The following is a 17,130-nucleotide window of genomic DNA, read 5'->3' as shown; positions in this document are numbered from 1 at the left end:
ATGTCAGTAGAGAGAAGTATTATGGCCTTTGCAGGCTTCATGGTTTTATTATCCATTGTGTTAACCGCAACCGTCAGTCCACATTTTGTCTGGCTAACCGTGTTTGTAGGCGCTAATCTATTCCAGAGTGCCTTCACAGGCTTTTGTCCTGCGGCAATGGTCATGAAAAAATTTGGGATCAAAACCGCGGCAGAAATAGCCTTAAATAAATAACAAGGAAATTATTGTGTTTAAAAAATCTATGCTCTTGTCTGTTAAAATCATATTGGCGCTATTAGTCATGTTATCGGCAGCAATAATGCCAACTTGGGCAACAGAGCAAGAGCCTAGCGTTGCATGGGAAAAAATAGATCGCGGTGTCACGTTAATTGATGTTCGCACTGTTGAAGAGTTTGCTGCGGGGCATATTGACGGTGCGATTAACATTCCATTTGATCAAATAGTGCCAGAACTTGCAAAACTTAACTTGGCCAAAGATACTGACCTTGTATTATATTGCCATAGCGGTCGCCGTAGTGGTATTGCACAGGAATCATTAGTAAAACAAGGTTACAGCAACACCTATAACGCTGGCGGTTTCGACACTTTGATGTCATCACGATAATCTTAGCAATCAGCTATATCAACCAAGTCTAAAACCACAGGTCTATTACTGTGGTTTTAAGTTCAATAACCTAATGGCTTGCCTTGCCTAACCCCCTAGTATCAATACACTCTTTTTATCAGTATCGTTCCATATTCATCATTCCGCAAAGTATTGTTTACACTTAGTATTAGTTAATTATTTATTAGCATATACAGCTTTATCTATTCACTTTTAAGTTAAGCGGATTATAACATTAACTCGATTATAATTAGATAGATAACGTTCTATTTTAGGGCGGCAATATGATTTTTAATTCAAATATAACAAATAAATATTCATATAGTAGAGTTTAAGCCACTCGTTTACCAACGACACTAGTTAACATCTTGTTTACATGCACCGAAAAAGTGATTACCTTTTATACAGATAGGCAGAATAAGCTTATCAATAAAACATAATTATAAAAGACATTACGTCACCCTCGTAACATGGAAGATAATATGAAAAAGCATAAAAACCCAGCTGTCGTGCTTAGCATGACAGCACTCGCGTTAGCCATTTCAACTCAAGTCAATGCTGCTCCGACCCCCTTGCAACTCTCTGCAACTAACCAACAAATTGAACAACAATCTCCGTTACCAAAACGTTATATTGTTAAGTTTAGAAATGACAACGCAGCACAAACATTCAGCGACAGTTCTGCAGTACAAAATGTGGACGTGCAATCAGAAACAAATAGCATGTCTTATGAGCCTCGCTCAAATGAAGTCTTCAGTCAATTTCGCGCCTTGAACAGCGTAAAAGCGCGAGAAATGAAACGCGTTGGTCGTAGCAATAGTTATTCGGTCAAACTCGACTCGCCTTCGATTAAAGCATTGCGTTTACGCCAAGATGTTGAATATGTTGAAGAGGATTCACCACGTAGACTACTTGCAGAAACAACACCTTGGGGACAAACCTTTGTTGGCGCGACAGTACTCAGTGACAGCCAAGCAGGTAATCGCACTATTTGTATTATCGACTCTGGCTACGATCGTAGCCACAACGATTTAAATGCAAACAACGTTACGGGAACCAATAACTCAGGTACAGGAAACTGGTATCAACCAGGTAACAATAATGCCCATGGAACCCATGTGGCAGGTACTATTGCGGCAATTGCAAATAACGAAGGTGTGGTCGGGGTTATGCCTAACCAAAATGCCAATATTCATGTGGTAAAAGTGTTTAACGAAGCTGGCTGGGGTTACTCATCATCACTCGTGGCCGCTATCGATACGTGTGTTAATTCAGGTGGCGCCAATGTAGTCACAATGAGTTTAGGTGGCAGCGGTTCAACTACTACTGAGCGTAATGCATTGAATAATCATTATAATAATGGGGTATTATTAATTGCAGCAGCAGGCAACGCAGGAGACAGTAGTTACAGCTATCCAGCATCTTACGACGGTGTGATGTCGGTGGCAGCGGTTGATAGCAATCTGGATCATGCCGCGTTTTCACAATATACAGATCAAGTTGAAATATCCGGCCCCGGTGAAGCGATTCTTTCAACCGTAACGGTTGGTGAAGGACGTTTGGCCGATATCACCATTGGTGCTCAGTCGTATTTTAGTAATGGCGTAGTGCCGCATAACCGTCTGACACCATCTGGAAGCAGTTACACTGCTGCACCTATTAACGCAAGTGCAACGGCCACACTGGCAGAATGTACCGTGAGTGGTACTAGTGTTAACTGCGGTAATATGAGTAACAAAATCTGTTTAGTCGAGCGAGTCGGCAATCAAGGCTCAAGCTATCCAGAAATAAACTCAACCAAAGCCTGTAAAGATGCTGGGGCAGCTGGGATCATTGTTTACAGTAATAGTGCGTTACCTGGCTTACAAAATCCATTTTTGGTTGATGCAAATAGTGACATTACAGTGCCTTCAGTTTCTATCGATCGGACAACAGGGCTTGCTCTTAAAGCCAAGTTGGGGCAATCAACCACGGTGAGCAACCAAGGGAACCGAGATTATGCATATTATAATGGTACTTCAATGGCAACGCCGCATGTTTCAGGTGTCGCCACATTAGTGTGGAGTTATCATCCAGAATGTAGCGCTAGCCAAGTGCGTGCTGCACTCAATGCAACCGCAGATGACTTAAACGTTGCGGGTCGTGATAACCAAACAGGTTACGGGATGATTAATGCCGTTGCAGCAAAAGCTTATCTAGACGAATCATGTAATGGTCCAACCGATCCGGGAACCGGATCTGGAGACAGTGTACTTGAAAAAGGCGCTGTTAAAACCGGTTTAGCTGGTGCAAAAAGTGATGAACTATATTTCTCGTTAGATGTGCCAACAGGTGCAAAAGACTTAAGCTTTACCATGAGTGGTGGTACAGGCGATGCTGACTTGTATGTGCAGTATGGCGCATCACCTACCAGCAGCAGTTATGACTGTCGTCCTTGGAAAAGTGGTAATGCAGAGTCTTGCCCAATTGCGACGCCTCAATCTGGTACTTATTATGTGATGGTACAAGGTTACAGTGCATTTAGCGGTGTCAGTTTAGTCGCTAATTACACTGCTGGTAATACGAGTGGTGGTAACACTGGAGGTCCAGCAAGCTACACTAATACGGGTAATTATACTATTCCAGATAATAATACTACTGGCATAGTCAGCCCTATAAATGTTAACCGCACTGGCGATTCAGGAACGGTATCGGTGTCTATCGGGATTATTCATACTTATATCGGCGATTTAAAAATCCAGTTAGTTAGCCCTACAGGTCAAACGGTTGTTATTCATAACAACACAGGTGGCGGAACCGATAACCTAACCCAGACTTACACAGCTAATATGGCAGGTGTTGAATCAAGTGGTATATGGACATTAAAAGCCGTTGATAATGCAAACCAAGACAGCGGATATATCGACACTTGGAGCTTAAGCTTTCAATAATATATTCAATTGAACGCAAAAATAGCCACGTGATGTGGCTATTTTTATTATTTATAGATTAAACATGAGGCTGCGGTGATTGCAACACTGATGGCTGCTGACTATTCGAAATAACTTCAAATATTGAAGCAAATGAATTGGGCGTACTCACATCGACAGCAAGTTTTAATCGCCGAGCAATATCATTAGCAGACAACACACCACAGATAGCATGGTTTACACGGTCTAATACTAAACAATGTTGCTGTCCTGCAGATTTTAATGTTTCTATCACATCGCCAATTCTTGCATAACTTAAATCTTCATAATCAATCGCTTTAAGGTCTTCTTTAGGGATCATAAAATCCGCTACACTTAATTGCTCACGTTGATGCCCGGCTGCAACACGTTTTAATATCTCTTGATTATGTAAAGACTCAAAACTGATTAAACCTATAAATCGATCTGCATTATCGATCACTAATTTAAGACGAACATGAGATTTCTGCATTAAATGTTCAACGTTAACAGCGGATGTATTTGATTCAATAACCAGCGGAGTCACTTTCTTAAAGTCAGTGAACACATTTAGCGCTGAAGATAGTACTGATATATCTTCATGAACATCAGGAGAGGTTAATTCATCAATTTTTTCTACTGGGTATAGGGCTAACTTCTTCACAATAACATCCTTAATCAACAACCATCAAGAAACAAAAAACCATATATATTAATTGGTTATATATTTTCATGATGTCCACTACATGAATTAATTATCTGCCTGTGTTTTTATTAGTACAAGACCCTTTTGATTAAATTTAATTAACTTTTGCTAAATTAAGGTTAAATTCACTTTTTTGTGGTCGTAAATATGATAATGACCACTAGGTGCAATCTCGATCATTTTAAGGTTTCAGGCTCGATTAATACGCTATTGTTTGCATCCGACAACCATATTTGTCCCTCACTAATGCTCACTTGCAATGTCATATTTCGATTAACAAATACATCCATTTGTTTCACTGCATCTTCAGGAAGATTAATCACAGCTAAATTATCGTAACGGGTAAACGCTTGTTGGTTCTGTTGCCACCAAATCGGTACACTTCTGCCACCGTAAGTATAAAGAATGACTTGTTTTGAGCGACCACAGGCTTTTCTGAGCCACTTCTCATCAGCTTGGCCAAACTCAACCCAAAGATCGATTTCACCCGTTAGATTTTTATCCCAAAGTTCTGCTTCATCATCAACACTTAACCCTTTGCTGAACACTAATGACTCAGAGGCATTTAAGGCGAACGCCAATAATCGAACCATCATACGGGTATCCGTTTCAGAGGGATGTTGCGCTAAGGTAAATTGATGATCGGCATAATAATGACGATCCATATCTGCTATCTGCAGTAATACTTTAAAAACGGTAGCTTTAGCGGCCATAAAGGGTTCCAACTAACATAAAAAAACCGAGTCTACTACAAAGTAGACTCGGCATAATAGGACATCGTACTTATCGGGTTAAATAGCGCCAGGGCGTAGATGTTTGGCCATGGGGAAATGCGCACTTAACTGGGCAACTTTTGCAACAGAAGACACTATTAACATACGACTTCCATGTTCATATTGATGGGTAATATCACTTAATAATGGTAGCGTTTCTCTGCTTGCATCACGCCTTAATAACTCATTAAACTCGCTGTCAAGCGGGTTATCACTGAAGACAACGTCTAACGTCTGTAGCAAGGGCATTGCTGCGATAGGCAATAAATGTGCTGGCGTATCCTCAGTTAATAGAATAATGTCACCTTTAACGCTAAAATCTTGAAAAGCGTTATGGAAACGCTGCTCGGTTAACGTATCAAATTTATCTTGGTTAGTGGTAAAAAATCGTTCCCAAAACAAACGTCTATCTTTACCTGCAAGTAATTTATCTTGAACTTCCTCTCGCTTGCTGGCAACAAAATCAAATAAAGGCGTTAACGATGACGGTAACATCGTTTCGAGTCGTGAACGGATAGTTCGAGCAAAAACTGGCGCGGCGCCAGCGGTACTGATGGCAACGACTAACCTGCCTCTATCCACTATTGAAGGCGTAATAAATCTGCAAAACTTAGGATTATCGACTACATTGACCCAAATTCCACGCTCAGTCGCTAATTCTGCGTACTCCATATTCAACTGCTCATCGGCAGTGGCGAGGTAAATGATATCGACGTTGGCAATATCATCACGGCACACTTCACGACGAGACAACTGGATCCGAGCTTGGGTATGATAGTTTTCAATGTCATTAGCGATCACAGGCGCTATTACATGAATATGAGCATCAGTACGAGACAGTAAATCCAATTTACGCGTGGCGACCTCACCAGCGCCAACGACTAAAACCTGTAGACCTTGAGTATCCACAAACAATGGGAAATATTGCATTAATCTACTCAGTCTTCAACAATAGGAAATTGATGTTGGATCCAAGCGCGGTACCCACCAATCATTGAAGCGACTTGTGTATAGCCCATAAGTTGTAGATTATAGGCCGATAACGCTGCACGTTGACCCGCGCCGCAATAAAGCAATAACGGGGTGTTTTTGTCCGGAAAACGATGCTCTATATCGCGTTCAATAATGCCGCGGCTCAAGTGTTTGGCATTGGGTAAATGACCTTGCAGCCACTCGTTATCTTCTCGTACATCAATTAATAGCCATTGATCTTGTTGTTGATATTGTTCAATGGTTAACAAGGTGACATGAGGCATAACAGAATCAACCAAACTGGCGAATGCTGGGGTTGCTTGCATAGGGTTTCCTTAAGTAAAGTAAAGTCACTCATTAGCGACAAATTAGCACTACATACGTCATAAACCTAAAAGTGGTTTACTCACTAGTTTAAGAAAAAAATAATCTTATACAAGCGCTTATTCGTTATGCATTTCACTTTGTTGCGAACTACATTGCCAGCACAATTCAAAACTTCCTTCGTTTATTTCATGGCATTGAACACATTGCCATTGAGGCTGTTCGATATCATGTGCATCCAGTAGCGTTTGTGCCGCGACAAGTTGACTGTCTGCTACCCATAACTCAACCGTCTGCATTTCAATCGGCAAACCTCCTACACCACCAATGAGAGCTTCACCTTTAAGATCAACGTCTATTCCGCTGGTTTCCAGTAGCCCTTTCCATGTGTGAGCCTGTAATAAATTACCACCGGCCAATAATACTTTTCGTTGTTCCATGCGTTATCCACCGTGATTGCTCTTGCTGGCAAATTAATTTCATCCTACTGCCTCAATCAAAATCTGTCGAGTACTGTTTATAAATTGGACATTTATCATAAACAATGATTATCTTAACGCTGTATGAGTCATTCGCACTCAATAACATCATTAATGGGATGCTAGATGACAAAAATAGTCTTAAAAGGTATCTTTCAAATCACTGCTTGGAATGAAACTGCTTATGCAGAACATGATGATAGCAGCAAACAAACCATTGCAGAAATTGCCCAAACTTACTCTGGTGATATCAGTGGTGCTGCACAGAACCGCTGTGTGATGTCGTATCAAAAAGATGGCTCTGCGGTATTTGTAGGGATAGAGCACTTAACCATAAATACCCCCGAGATAGCGGGTACATTAGTATTACAACATGATGGATTATTTTCACAAGGCGTTGCACAAAGCCAATTTAGCGTAATAGCGGACTCGGGGACCCATAACCTGCAACACTATCTTGGCCACGGAGAGTTTACCTCAACCGAAAATGGTCAAGCTGATTACACCATCACCCTATATCATGACTAAGGTAACCATTTCTCGTTTAGATACTGATATCGGCACGTTTAGAACCACGGTCAAGCTCACGCCGTCTGGATTGCTTTTTAGCACCGTTGACATACTAGGCTGTGATGGGTGGGAAGCATTGATAATCGATCCACACACTCAGTGGTACAAAACGTTAGTCGCTGCCTGTGAAGTTCATTTAAGCCAACAAAGAAATAACCTAGTCATAAAAAAATAAACCCCAGCAGAGCCAGGGTTTATTTTTAGTGATTGATATTAATCATGCCTATTAAGGCATCATTGCAGGTTGATCTGCACCTTCTTTTTCAATCTCTACAGGTAACATATGCTCACGATTGATACCCAATTTAACGGCTAAATAACTGGCCACGAAAATCGATGAGTATGTACCAACAAAAATACCTAATAACAATGCCGTCGCAAAGCCATGGATCATTGTGCCGCCTTTTAAGAACAGCGCAATAACGGTAACTAATGTAGTACCTGTGGTTATCACAGTACGACTCATGGTCTGAGTGATTGAGGTATTCACAACCTCTATAGGGCTACCTTTACGCATTTTAAGGAAGTTTTCACGGATACGGTCATACACCACGATAGTATCGTTAAGTGAGTAACCTACAACCGTCAATAAACCTGCCAATACAGTCAAGTCAAACTCAAGCTGTAATACCGAAAACACCCCTAAAGTCACAATAACGTCATGGGCTAACGCCGCAACAGAACCTGCTGCTAAACGCCATTCAAAACGAAATGATACGTAGATAAGAATACAAATAAGCGCAACAATAACCGCTAAGCCACCCTGCTCTGCTAATTGCTTACCCACTTGTGGTCCAACAAACTCAACTCGCTTTTGAATTACAGCAGAATCAATAGTTTGAGCAGCAGCTAATACTGCAGCTACTTGCACATCACTTTTTAAGGTCTCTCTTACCGGTAAACGAACCAATATATCGCGGCTGGAACCAAAGTTCTGTACTACCGCCCCTTCAGCTTCCGCTGAAGTCATCTTCGCGCGTAAAGCACTCAAGTCAACAGGAGCTGAAAACTCCATTTCAACAACAGTACCACCGGTAAAGTCTAATCCCCAGTTAATGCCTTGGACACCCAGCGACACAAATGAGGCTATCACTAAGATCATCGACATCACACTGATAGGCATTGCATGACGAAGGAAGTCGACGGTGTTCTTTACTGAAAATATCTGAAACATATTCAACTTCTCCTTTAGATAGACAATGACTTAACGCGTTTACCACCCCAAACCGCATTCACGATTGAGCGTGTGCCAATAATGGCTGTAAACATCGAAGTCGCGATACCTATCATTAAGGTAACAGCAAAGCCTTTAACCGCACCGGTACCAACAGCAAATAAAATTAACGCTGTCATAAAGGTAGTAATGTTGGCATCTGCAATGGTTGAAAACGCATTACCATAACCTTCATGGATGGCTTGTTGTACACTGCGGCCGTTTAGGAGTTCTTCACGGATACGTTCAAAAATAAGCACGTTGCCGTCTACTGCCATCCCCACCGTTAATACCATGCCAGCAATACCAGGTAAGGTTAACACCGCACCAGGGATCATCGACATCACACCAACAACCATGATTAAGTTAGCCATCAATGCCAAGTTGGCAATAAAGCCAAACGCACGGTAGTAAATCATCATGAATATAAGCACAACAACCATGCCCCAAACCATTGCTTGAACACCGTTTTGGATATTTTCAGCGCCTAAGCTTGGACCAATCGTTCTTTCTTCTACGATAGTGATAGGAGCAATAAGCGCTCCGGCACGTAACAGTAACGCTAAGCTCTGTGATTCAGAGTGCTCAAGACCCGTAATCACAAAATTACGACCTAAACGAGCCTGGATAGTGGCAACCGAAATGACCTCTTCAATCCTAGTCATTTTCACTGTGCCATCAGGATTACGTGTACCACTATCTTTATATTCGATAAACAATGTAGCCATTGGCTTACCGATATTGTCTTTGGTAACGTTCGAGAAAATCGAGCCGCCTTCGGCGTCAAGATTAATCGCAACCTGTGGACGGCTGTATTGGTCAAAAGTCGGTTGCGCGCCGGTGATATGATCGCCAGTGAGCATGACTTCTTTCTTCAATACGGCAATCCCGCCTTCACGACGTTTGTACACTTCTGCACCGGCAGGTACACGACCATTTGCCGCGGCACTTACATCCGCCTTGTCATCAACCATACGAAATTCAATTGATGCTGTAGCACCTAAAATTTCTTTTGCACGAGCAGTGTCTTGTACACCTGGCAGTTCAACAATAATGCGCTCTGCGCCTTGACGTTGTACGACAGGCTCAGCGACACCAAGCTCGTTGACACGGTTACGAAGGATGGTCATGTTTTGCTTCAGTGCTTCTTCCTTAATTTGCGTAAGGTAGGTATCACTCATGGTAGCAAGAAGCATAAACTCATCGCCGCTACTCGCATCGGTATAGGTCATGTCATTGCTGCGGATTTTTAAAAAATCCTCAGCTTCGACAACCGTTTCAGCATCACGAAACTTAATCGCAATCCCTTTCGGGGTTTTACGAATACCGGCGTAGCGAATTTTCTCTTCACGAAGCTGACTGCGAAAATCAGCTATTTTAGCCGCTTCCATTTTGCGGACCGCCTCGCCCATGTCCACTTCCATTAAGAAATGAACACCACCGCGCAAGTCTAAACCTAGCTTCATTGGCGACCCACCAACAGCTTCAAGCCATGCTGGGGTTGCCGGTGCTAAGTTTAACGCAACGGTATATTTCTGACCAAGTAGTTCAGCGATAGCCTCTTTCGCCACCAACTGCTGCTCAGGATTTTGTACGCGAACTAATAACTGACCATTTTCAAGCTCGGCGCGCTTTACGGCAATATCCTGACTCTCTAATAGATCAACGACAGTCGTTTGTGTCGATACAGTGACTTCAGCGCCGCGAGTCGCGACGATCTGTACTGCATGATCTTCACCAAACAAATTTGGAATTGCATAAAAACTACCAACGGCGATGATAAGCATCACCATGATGTTTTTCCACATTGGGTATTTATTTAACACACCATAGCCCTCTTGGCTTATAACGACTGAATAGAACCTTTAGGCAATACCGCTGCGATGTAATCCTTTTTAATCGTGATTTGGTTATTATCATTAATAGCTAATAACACATAATCACTTTCATCAGCGATTTTGGTCACTTTACCGAGAATGCCACCACTGGTTAACACTTCATCACCTTTTGAAATCGACGCCATTAGGTTTTTGTGTTCTTTAACACGCTTTGACTGTGGACGGAAAATCATAAAGTAAAAAATTAATCCAAACATGACGAGCATGAAAATTAATTGCATGGTTTCGCCACCGGCTATTCCACTTATTGGACTTGCATATGCATTTGAAATAAACATAGTTCTCTCTTCTTATTAGCTAAAATTAATCGATTAACTCAGGTACTTCACGACCTAGACTGGTGTAGAACTCCTTAACAAAGGCGTCTAATGTACCTGTCTCAATTGCGCCGCGCAAACCTTCCATCAAAATTTGATAATAACGTAAATTGTGAATGGTGTTTAAACGCGCACCTAAAATTTCATTACAACGATCTAAATGGTACAAATAAGCACGTGAATAGTTTTTACAAGTGTAACAATCGCACTTAGTGTCTAATGTTGCTGTATCATCACGATGGCGTGCATTGCGAATTTTAATCACACCTTCACTGGTAAATAAATGGCCATTACGGGCATTACGCGTTGGCATCACACAGTCAAACATATCGACGCCACGACGAACACCTTCCACTAAGTCTTCAGGTTTACCTACACCCATTAGATAACGTGGTTTGTCAGCTGGAATTTGCGGGCAAACATGCTCTAAAATACGGTGCATATCAGCTTTAGGCTCGCCCACAGCCAAGCCACCAACGGCATAGCCATCAAAACCTATGTCTAAAAGACCCTTTACACTCTCATCACGTAAATCTTCGAATACCCCACCTTGAATAATGCCAAACAAAGAGTTTGGATTTTCTAAGCGGTCAAATTCATCACGCGAGCGTTTTGCCCAACGCAGTGACATTTGCATCGACTTACGCGCTTCGTCATGTGTTGCAGGATATGGGGTACATTCATCAAAAATCATTACCACGTCAGAACCTAAAGAATTCTGAATTTGCATTGATTTTTCTGGATCTAAAAAAATCTTTTCACCATTAATTGGTGAGCGGAAATGGACACCTTCTTCAGTGATTTTACGGATGTCGCCCAAACTAAACACTTGGAATCCGCCTGAGTCCGTTAGAATAGGACGCTGCCAATTCATAAAGTCGTGCAAGTCACCGTGCTTACGCATGATCTCTTCACCAGGACGTAACCATAAATGGAAGGTGTTACCCAATAAAATATCGGCACCGGTAGCACGCACTTCTTCAGGCGTCATACCTTTTACCGTACCGTAAGTTCCCACTGGCATAAATGCAGGCGTTTCAACAGTGCCACGATCAAAAATAAGACGTCCGCGACGAGCACGACCATCTGTTGTATCTAATTCAAATTTCATAAATCACCTTGCCAGATAAACAGTCTGACTCGTTTAGTTTCTATAGTAATGAGGGCGAATTTTACTGCTTCAAGGTTACTGACACATTAAATCAAAAAAACGCCCACTACTGTGGGCGAGTATTTTAAATCAAATTCGTTGCTTAGGGGGCTTTTTTCGTCACAAACATTGCATCACCGTAGCTAAAAAAGCGATATTTTTGCGTAATCGCATGCTGATAGGCGTTCATCACTTCATCAAAACCGGCAAAAGCGCTTAATAGCATGATTAATGTCGACTCAGGCAAATGAAAATTGGTCACCATGGCATCGACTATTTTAAATTGAAAGCCAGGGTAAATAAAAATATCGGTATCACCACTGAAGGCTTTTAGTGGACCATCGCCACTGGCACGAGCTGCACTTTCAAGTGAACGAACAGACGTCGTGCCAACGGCAACGACGCGATAGCCGTTGGCTTTAGTTTGCGCAATGAGGTCAACGACATCTTGAGGAACGTTTGCCCATTCTGAATGCATCTTGTGCTCCAGAATATTATCGACCCGTACTGGTTGAAAGGTACCCGCGCCAACATGTAATGTCACAAAAGCAATATTGACGCCTTTAGCTTTTAGTTCAGCCAGCATAGCGTCGTCAAAGTGTAAACCTGCGGTCGGTGCTGCAACAGCGCCTGGTGTTTGGTTATATACCGTTTGATAACGCTCTTTATCAGCATCTTCATCTGGACGATCAATATAAGGCGGCAGAGGCATATGACCGACGTCTTCAAGCACTTCTAATACGGTTTTATCAGAAAGTAACTCAAGTTCAAATAAGGCATCGTGACGCGCCAACATTTTCATCTGGTATCCGCCGTCTAAATCGATAAGGGTATCAACTTTAGGGGATTTAGAGCTGCGAACATGGGCTAAAATACGTTTATCGTCCAGCATACGTTCAACGAGGATCTCAAGCTTACCGCCAGTGGACTTTTGGCCAAATAAACGCGCTGGTATGACTCGAGTGTTATTAAACACCATCAAGTCACCAGGATTGATCATATTGAGTAAATCAGTAAATTTTTTGTCAACAAGCTCACCGTTTTCGCCACTTAGCGTGAGTAAACGCGAGGCATTGCGTTGTGCTGTCGGATAGCGAGCAATCAGCTCATCTGGTAGGTCGAATGAAAAATCTGCAACACGCATAGTATTATCTCAACAGTAAAAACGGCCGCTAGTCTATGGCGAGCAAAGGTTAAGATCAAGTTTACTGATTATGTTGTCGGCTTTTGCTCTATGATCTCAGTGTCGAGATCATCGCTAGTAATCGGATTAGGCTTAGCAGCGTAAAAGATTTCATTCGATTTATATGAATGCACTTCATAACGCATGTCGATGTATACTTTATTTCTTTTGGTCGCTGTAGACCTGCCCAATAATTTTTTAAACCAATCTTTCATCATCCTTGATCCCTATAATTAATCCTATACCCTTTAAAAGCACTGACCTCTAGCCGTCACAACGAGAGATGCTCAATACTCAATGACATTTTTCGATAAAGCGTTATCATTAGGTCTACACACTCGCCACTTCGTAACGCTTTGTTACAATCGGTTAGTATCATACTGTAAAATAATAAAATTAGAAGTACAATTTATGAACTTTTTAGCTCACTTACATTTAGCCGACATCAGCAACACTCACCTAGTCGCTAATTTGTCGGGCGATTTCGCAAAAGGTAATATACAGCAACATCCAAAACATCTGCAACAAGGGATATGGCTTCACCGTCAGATAGACCAAGTTACTGACAGCCATGAAATTATTATCGACTTACTCAAGTTATTCCCTAAAACCTCACGCCGCGTTGCACCGATACTGGTTGATTTAGTCTTTGATCATTACTTAGCGTTTTATTGGGAAGAGTATCATCACCAGCCATTGGATGAATTTTGCCAAAAAGCATACCATCAACTTAGCACGACACCTGAATTACCCCCGACATTACAGGCAATTGCGCCACAAATTATTGAGCAAGATTGGTTAAGTAGTTACCAAACAAGGCAAGGATTAGATCAAGCGATTAAAGGTGTGAGTCGTCGCTTATCAAAACCGGAACTGTTTGATCATGCCATTAACGATATTGATAAGATTTATATTGATATTGAAATTGCATTTAGAACCTTTTATCCGCAATTAATGGCCTATAGCAAAGTTTATAGTCGTAAAACTCCAGCTGAATATTTACCTTAACACCGAGCAATAATGGAGTTAATTAAGTATGACATCATGGTTAACTAACCTAAAATCCACACTCACATCCGGGCGGTTTTGGCTAACTAGCCTTCGCGATATAATACTCATCGCAGTGGTATTGTTCACGCTTGCCAGTTATTTACAACGAGATATGCGAACAGGTATCGCCACGCCAATTCAAGCCCACACGATAGCCAATAAACCCATATCATTGTTTACCTCAACCTCTACTAACACGCAAATAAATATCAGACCGATGAATACCAACAATAAACCCACCTTGATCTATTTTTGGGGTACTTGGTGTCCGGTATGCAAAGTGACCTCTCCTATGGTCAACTCGGTTAATCTTAATCAAGATTATCAGGTTATTTCCATTGCGGTAGCTTCAGGATCTGATGTTGAAATTAGTCGCTTTATGCAACAACATCATTATGATTTTGAAGTGATCAATCAACAATACCAACCTCAGGCTGCGTTATTAAGCCAACAATGGGGTGCAATGGCTTTACCCGCTATTTATATCATTGATACCAACAATAATATCCGTTTTGTTACCTCAGGCGTGACCAGCGGTTGGGGAATGTCATTGCGCTTGTGGTTAGCGACTTGGTCACCCGCCTTTAGTTAAACGCCTCTGTTCAACTGGACAATTGATTTTTTGTTATGAGTAAAACTTTGTTAGTATTCGCGGCGGTAGTATTGGCGACGTTAATTTTTCGTAATACGAATACCTGAATCTGACTCAATTAAAGAGAATAACTCATAATGCACATCTTTACTTATCAACCTCCTTCGATCCCATGGTTGGACATACGCTATAAAGACCGTGACATTATCGTCATCAATAAACCTTCAGGCCTATTATCAAATCCAGGACGTTCACCTGACACACACGATACGGCAATCACTCGCTTGCAACAAAGCTATCCTGAAGCCATTCTGATCCATCGCTTAGATTGTGACACTTCTGGGATCATGATTTTTGCTCGAACTAAAAAAGCAGAATCGCATTTAAAAATTCAATTTCAAAATCGCCAAGCTAAAAAAGTGTATATTGCCGAAGTCATGGGCTACGTCAATGAACAACAAGGCAAAGTAAACGTCTCCATTGGGCCTAATCCTGATTCGCCACCATTCCAAATGCTCACCGACTCTGGCAAAGCTGCGTTGACCTACTTCCAAGTGCTTGAACATAGGCCACAGTCAACCTTGATGGAACTGAAACCGCACACTGGTCGCACTCACCAACTTAGGGTTCATATGCTGTCGCTTGGTCATGCCATTTTAGGGGATGAGTTTTATGGCGATACGGAGACAATTAATGCCAGTAAGCGCTTAAATTTACATGCGCAATTGCTAACGATTACCCACCCTTACAGCCAAGTCGAGATGACTTTCTTTAGTCAGCATCCATTTTAATTCGCAGCTAATTAAATGAAAAAAATGCCGACTCAATCGCGTCGGCATTTCTTCAATCAATATATCTTTACAATATTAGCCGGCTTGAGAGGCCTCTTTTGCTTCAGCAGCTTCACACGCTGCAGCAGTAAAGATCACATCAGTAGAACTATTTAATGCGGTTTCTGCAGAATCTTGGATCACACCAATGATAAATCCGACAGCCACAACTTGCATCGCAACATCATTAGAAATACCAAACAAGCTACACGCCAGTGGGATTAATAATAGCGAACCACCCGCAACACCTGAAGCACCGCAAGCTGAAACAGAAGCCATCAAACTCAATAACAATGCCGTCATAAAATCAACTTCGATACCTAAAGTATGAGCTGCAGCTAAGGTTAATACCGTAATGGTGATAGCAGCGCCGCCCATATTGATGGTGGCACCTAATGGAATCGATACCGAATAAGTGTCTTTATGCAGTTTTAGCTCTTCACACAAGGCCATATTGACCGGGATATTGGCAGCACTTGAACGAGTAAAAAATGCCGTAACACCACTACCGCGTAAACACTTAAACACTAAGGGATAAGGGTTACGTTTGATTTTGGCATAAACGATAATTGGGTTAACAACCAAGGCAATAAATAACATAGAGCCCACGAGTACCATGAGTAACTGGCCGTAACCTGCTAGTGCTTCAAAACCTGTTTCGGCAAACGTAGCAGCCACTAAGCCAAAAATACCTATCGGCGCTAGACGGATCACAAAGCGGACAATATTTGATACAGCGTCACTGACATCTGAAAGCATTTGCTTGGTGCTGTCACTGGCATGATGCATGGTTATCCCTAAGCCTGCTCCCCATACTAAAATACCAATATAATTACCCGTTACTAATGCGTTAACCGGATTATCGACAATTTTAAATAATAAGGTATTAATAACTTCGCCAATCCCTTGAGGAGGATTAGAGCCTTCAATGCCTGCGGTTAGCAGTAAGGTGGTTGGAAACGCAAAACTGAATAATACCGCCGTTAATGCCGCAGCAAAGGTACCCAGAAGATATAACATAATAATCGGGCGCATATTGGTTTGACTATTTTTCTTTTGATTGGCAATCGATGATGCAACCAGAACAAAAACCAGAATCGGCGCAATGGCTTTCAGTGCACCCACAAAGAGTGAGCCCAGAAAAGCCACACTATTGGCACCCGTTGTTGAAATACTTGCCAGAATCACGCCCAAAATGATCCCGCTGATAATTTGTAGCACAAGGCTACCGCTAGCGATACGAGCTAACAGTGATTTTTTTTGATTCATTGTTTAACCTATGATTATTATATTTATGGCTTTTTATGATCAAGATTTTGCTTATCTTTAAAAAGGAAACATCACAATACTGGTAACATCCACATTAACCACCTTACAACATATAGTGATATAACACGTATGCTACGATACTCATGACATTATCGATAATAACAATGCTATTACTGAAAACACCCTGCTCATTTTACTTATTGATGTGAAATTAACTCACACTCAATAAATACACTTCAATCAATTCGTTTTCAGGGATAGCACTCCCTCATT

General features: G+C 41.7%; 19 protein-coding genes. 7 read left to right on the top strand and 12 right to left on the bottom strand.

Annotated features, from left to right (window positions below; translation table 11 throughout):
- From EGC80_RS12290 to EGC80_RS12280, 3 genes are all read left to right on the top strand, one after another.
- Nucleotides 1-213, top strand: coding sequence for a YgaP family membrane protein (locus tag EGC80_RS12290; protein WP_124013637.1), 213 nt, complete (start codon nucleotides 1-3; stop codon nucleotides 211-213).
- Nucleotides 214-226: 13 nt separating this feature from the next.
- On the top strand, nucleotides 227-604 hold the full coding sequence (locus tag EGC80_RS12285; protein WP_124013638.1) for a rhodanese-like domain-containing protein: 378 nt from the start codon (nucleotides 227-229) through the stop codon (nucleotides 602-604).
- A 482-nt stretch (nucleotides 605-1,086) separates the two neighbouring features.
- Nucleotides 1,087-3,534, top strand: coding sequence for a S8 family serine peptidase (locus EGC80_RS12280; protein WP_124013639.1), 2,448 nt, complete (start codon nucleotides 1,087-1,089; stop codon nucleotides 3,532-3,534).
- A gap of 58 nt (nucleotides 3,535-3,592) precedes the next feature.
- Here EGC80_RS12280 and EGC80_RS12275 read toward each other — a convergent pair whose 3' ends face one another.
- The 5 genes from EGC80_RS12275 to EGC80_RS12255 form a co-directional block, all read right to left on the bottom strand.
- A complete protein-coding gene (locus EGC80_RS12275; protein WP_101030225.1) occupies nucleotides 3,593-4,195 on the bottom strand; it encodes a CBS domain-containing protein in 603 nt (200 codons plus the stop codon).
- Nucleotides 4,196-4,413: 218 nt separating this feature from the next.
- Nucleotides 4,414-4,950, bottom strand: a complete 537-nt coding sequence (locus EGC80_RS12270; protein WP_101030224.1) for a YaeQ family protein — start codon at nucleotides 4,948-4,950, stop codon at nucleotides 4,414-4,416.
- Nucleotides 4,951-5,028: 78 nt separating this feature from the next.
- Entirely contained in the window at nucleotides 5,029-5,940 is a 912-nt protein-coding gene (locus EGC80_RS12265) for a precorrin-2 dehydrogenase/sirohydrochlorin ferrochelatase family protein (RefSeq protein ID WP_124013640.1), read from the bottom strand.
- An 8-nt stretch (nucleotides 5,941-5,948) separates the two neighbouring features.
- Nucleotides 5,949-6,308, bottom strand: a complete 360-nt coding sequence (locus EGC80_RS12260) for a rhodanese-like domain-containing protein (RefSeq protein WP_101030222.1) — start codon at nucleotides 6,306-6,308, stop codon at nucleotides 5,949-5,951.
- 117 nt (nucleotides 6,309-6,425) lie between these two features.
- Complete coding sequence (locus EGC80_RS12255) at nucleotides 6,426-6,746, bottom strand: putative signal transducing protein (protein ID WP_101030221.1); 321 nt, start codon at nucleotides 6,744-6,746, stop codon at nucleotides 6,426-6,428.
- 165 nt (nucleotides 6,747-6,911) lie between these two features.
- On the opposite strand from EGC80_RS12255, the gene EGC80_RS12250 reads away from it, so the two are divergent.
- Nucleotides 6,912-7,313 carry a DUF3224 domain-containing protein gene (locus EGC80_RS12250; RefSeq protein ID WP_124013641.1) on the top strand — a complete coding sequence of 134 codons (402 nt, stop codon included), beginning with the start codon at nucleotides 6,912-6,914 and terminating at the stop codon, nucleotides 7,311-7,313.
- A 268-nt stretch (nucleotides 7,314-7,581) separates the two neighbouring features.
- Here the strand turns inward: EGC80_RS12250 and secF are convergent, their stop codons facing one another.
- The 6 genes from secF to EGC80_RS12220 form a co-directional block, all read right to left on the bottom strand.
- Nucleotides 7,582-8,529, bottom strand: coding sequence for a protein translocase subunit SecF (gene secF / locus EGC80_RS12245; protein ID WP_124013642.1), 948 nt, complete (start codon nucleotides 8,527-8,529; stop codon nucleotides 7,582-7,584).
- Nucleotides 8,530-8,543: 14 nt separating this feature from the next.
- Nucleotides 8,544-10,394: a protein translocase subunit SecD gene (secD, locus tag EGC80_RS12240; protein WP_124013643.1), complete on the bottom strand. Its 1,851-nt coding sequence runs from the start codon at nucleotides 10,392-10,394 to the stop codon at nucleotides 8,544-8,546.
- Nucleotides 10,395-10,411: 17 nt separating this feature from the next.
- Nucleotides 10,412-10,744 (bottom strand): preprotein translocase subunit YajC, encoded by a 333-nt coding sequence (gene yajC, locus EGC80_RS12235; protein WP_101030216.1) that lies wholly within the window; start codon nucleotides 10,742-10,744, stop codon nucleotides 10,412-10,414.
- Nucleotides 10,745-10,769: 25 nt separating this feature from the next.
- Nucleotides 10,770-11,894 carry a tRNA guanosine(34) transglycosylase Tgt gene (gene tgt / locus EGC80_RS12230; protein WP_124013644.1) on the bottom strand — a complete coding sequence of 375 codons (1,125 nt, stop codon included), beginning with the start codon at nucleotides 11,892-11,894 and terminating at the stop codon, nucleotides 10,770-10,772.
- Nucleotides 11,895-12,036: 142 nt separating this feature from the next.
- Nucleotides 12,037-13,077 (bottom strand): tRNA preQ1(34) S-adenosylmethionine ribosyltransferase-isomerase QueA, encoded by a 1,041-nt coding sequence (gene queA / locus EGC80_RS12225; RefSeq protein ID WP_101030214.1) that lies wholly within the window; start codon nucleotides 13,075-13,077, stop codon nucleotides 12,037-12,039.
- 68 nt (nucleotides 13,078-13,145) lie between these two features.
- The gene (locus EGC80_RS12220) at nucleotides 13,146-13,334 is read right to left on the bottom strand and encodes a hypothetical protein (protein WP_124013645.1); all 189 of its coding nucleotides are present in this window, start codon (nucleotides 13,332-13,334) and stop codon (nucleotides 13,146-13,148) included.
- Nucleotides 13,335-13,527: 193 nt separating this feature from the next.
- Between EGC80_RS12220 and EGC80_RS12215 the strand changes: the two genes are divergently transcribed.
- The 3 genes from EGC80_RS12215 to EGC80_RS12205 all read left to right on the top strand — a co-directional run bounded on the left by EGC80_RS12215 (nucleotide 13,528) and on the right by EGC80_RS12205 (nucleotide 15,549).
- Nucleotides 13,528-14,124, top strand: a complete 597-nt coding sequence (locus tag EGC80_RS12215) for an acyl carrier protein phosphodiesterase (RefSeq protein ID WP_101030212.1) — start codon at nucleotides 13,528-13,530, stop codon at nucleotides 14,122-14,124.
- Nucleotides 14,125-14,152: 28 nt separating this feature from the next.
- Complete coding sequence (locus EGC80_RS12210; RefSeq protein WP_124013646.1) at nucleotides 14,153-14,758, top strand: protein disulfide oxidoreductase; 606 nt, start codon at nucleotides 14,153-14,155, stop codon at nucleotides 14,756-14,758.
- Between the two features lie 137 nt (nucleotides 14,759-14,895).
- On the top strand, nucleotides 14,896-15,549 hold the full coding sequence (locus EGC80_RS12205; protein WP_124013647.1) for an RluA family pseudouridine synthase: 654 nt from the start codon (nucleotides 14,896-14,898) through the stop codon (nucleotides 15,547-15,549).
- Nucleotides 15,550-15,624: 75 nt separating this feature from the next.
- On the opposite strand, the gene sstT is transcribed toward EGC80_RS12205, so the two are convergent.
- A complete protein-coding gene (gene sstT, locus EGC80_RS12200) occupies nucleotides 15,625-16,857 on the bottom strand; it encodes a serine/threonine transporter SstT (protein ID WP_124013648.1) in 1,233 nt (410 codons plus the stop codon).
- Nucleotides 16,858-17,130: the final 273 nt, after the last annotated feature.

Origin of the sequence: Shewanella psychromarinicola, assembly GCF_003855155.1 — a bacterium.
In the GTDB taxonomy this organism is placed as follows: Bacteria; Pseudomonadota; Gammaproteobacteria; order Enterobacterales; family Shewanellaceae; genus Shewanella; species Shewanella psychromarinicola.
This window is presented reverse-complemented; position numbering and strand designations above follow the sequence as displayed.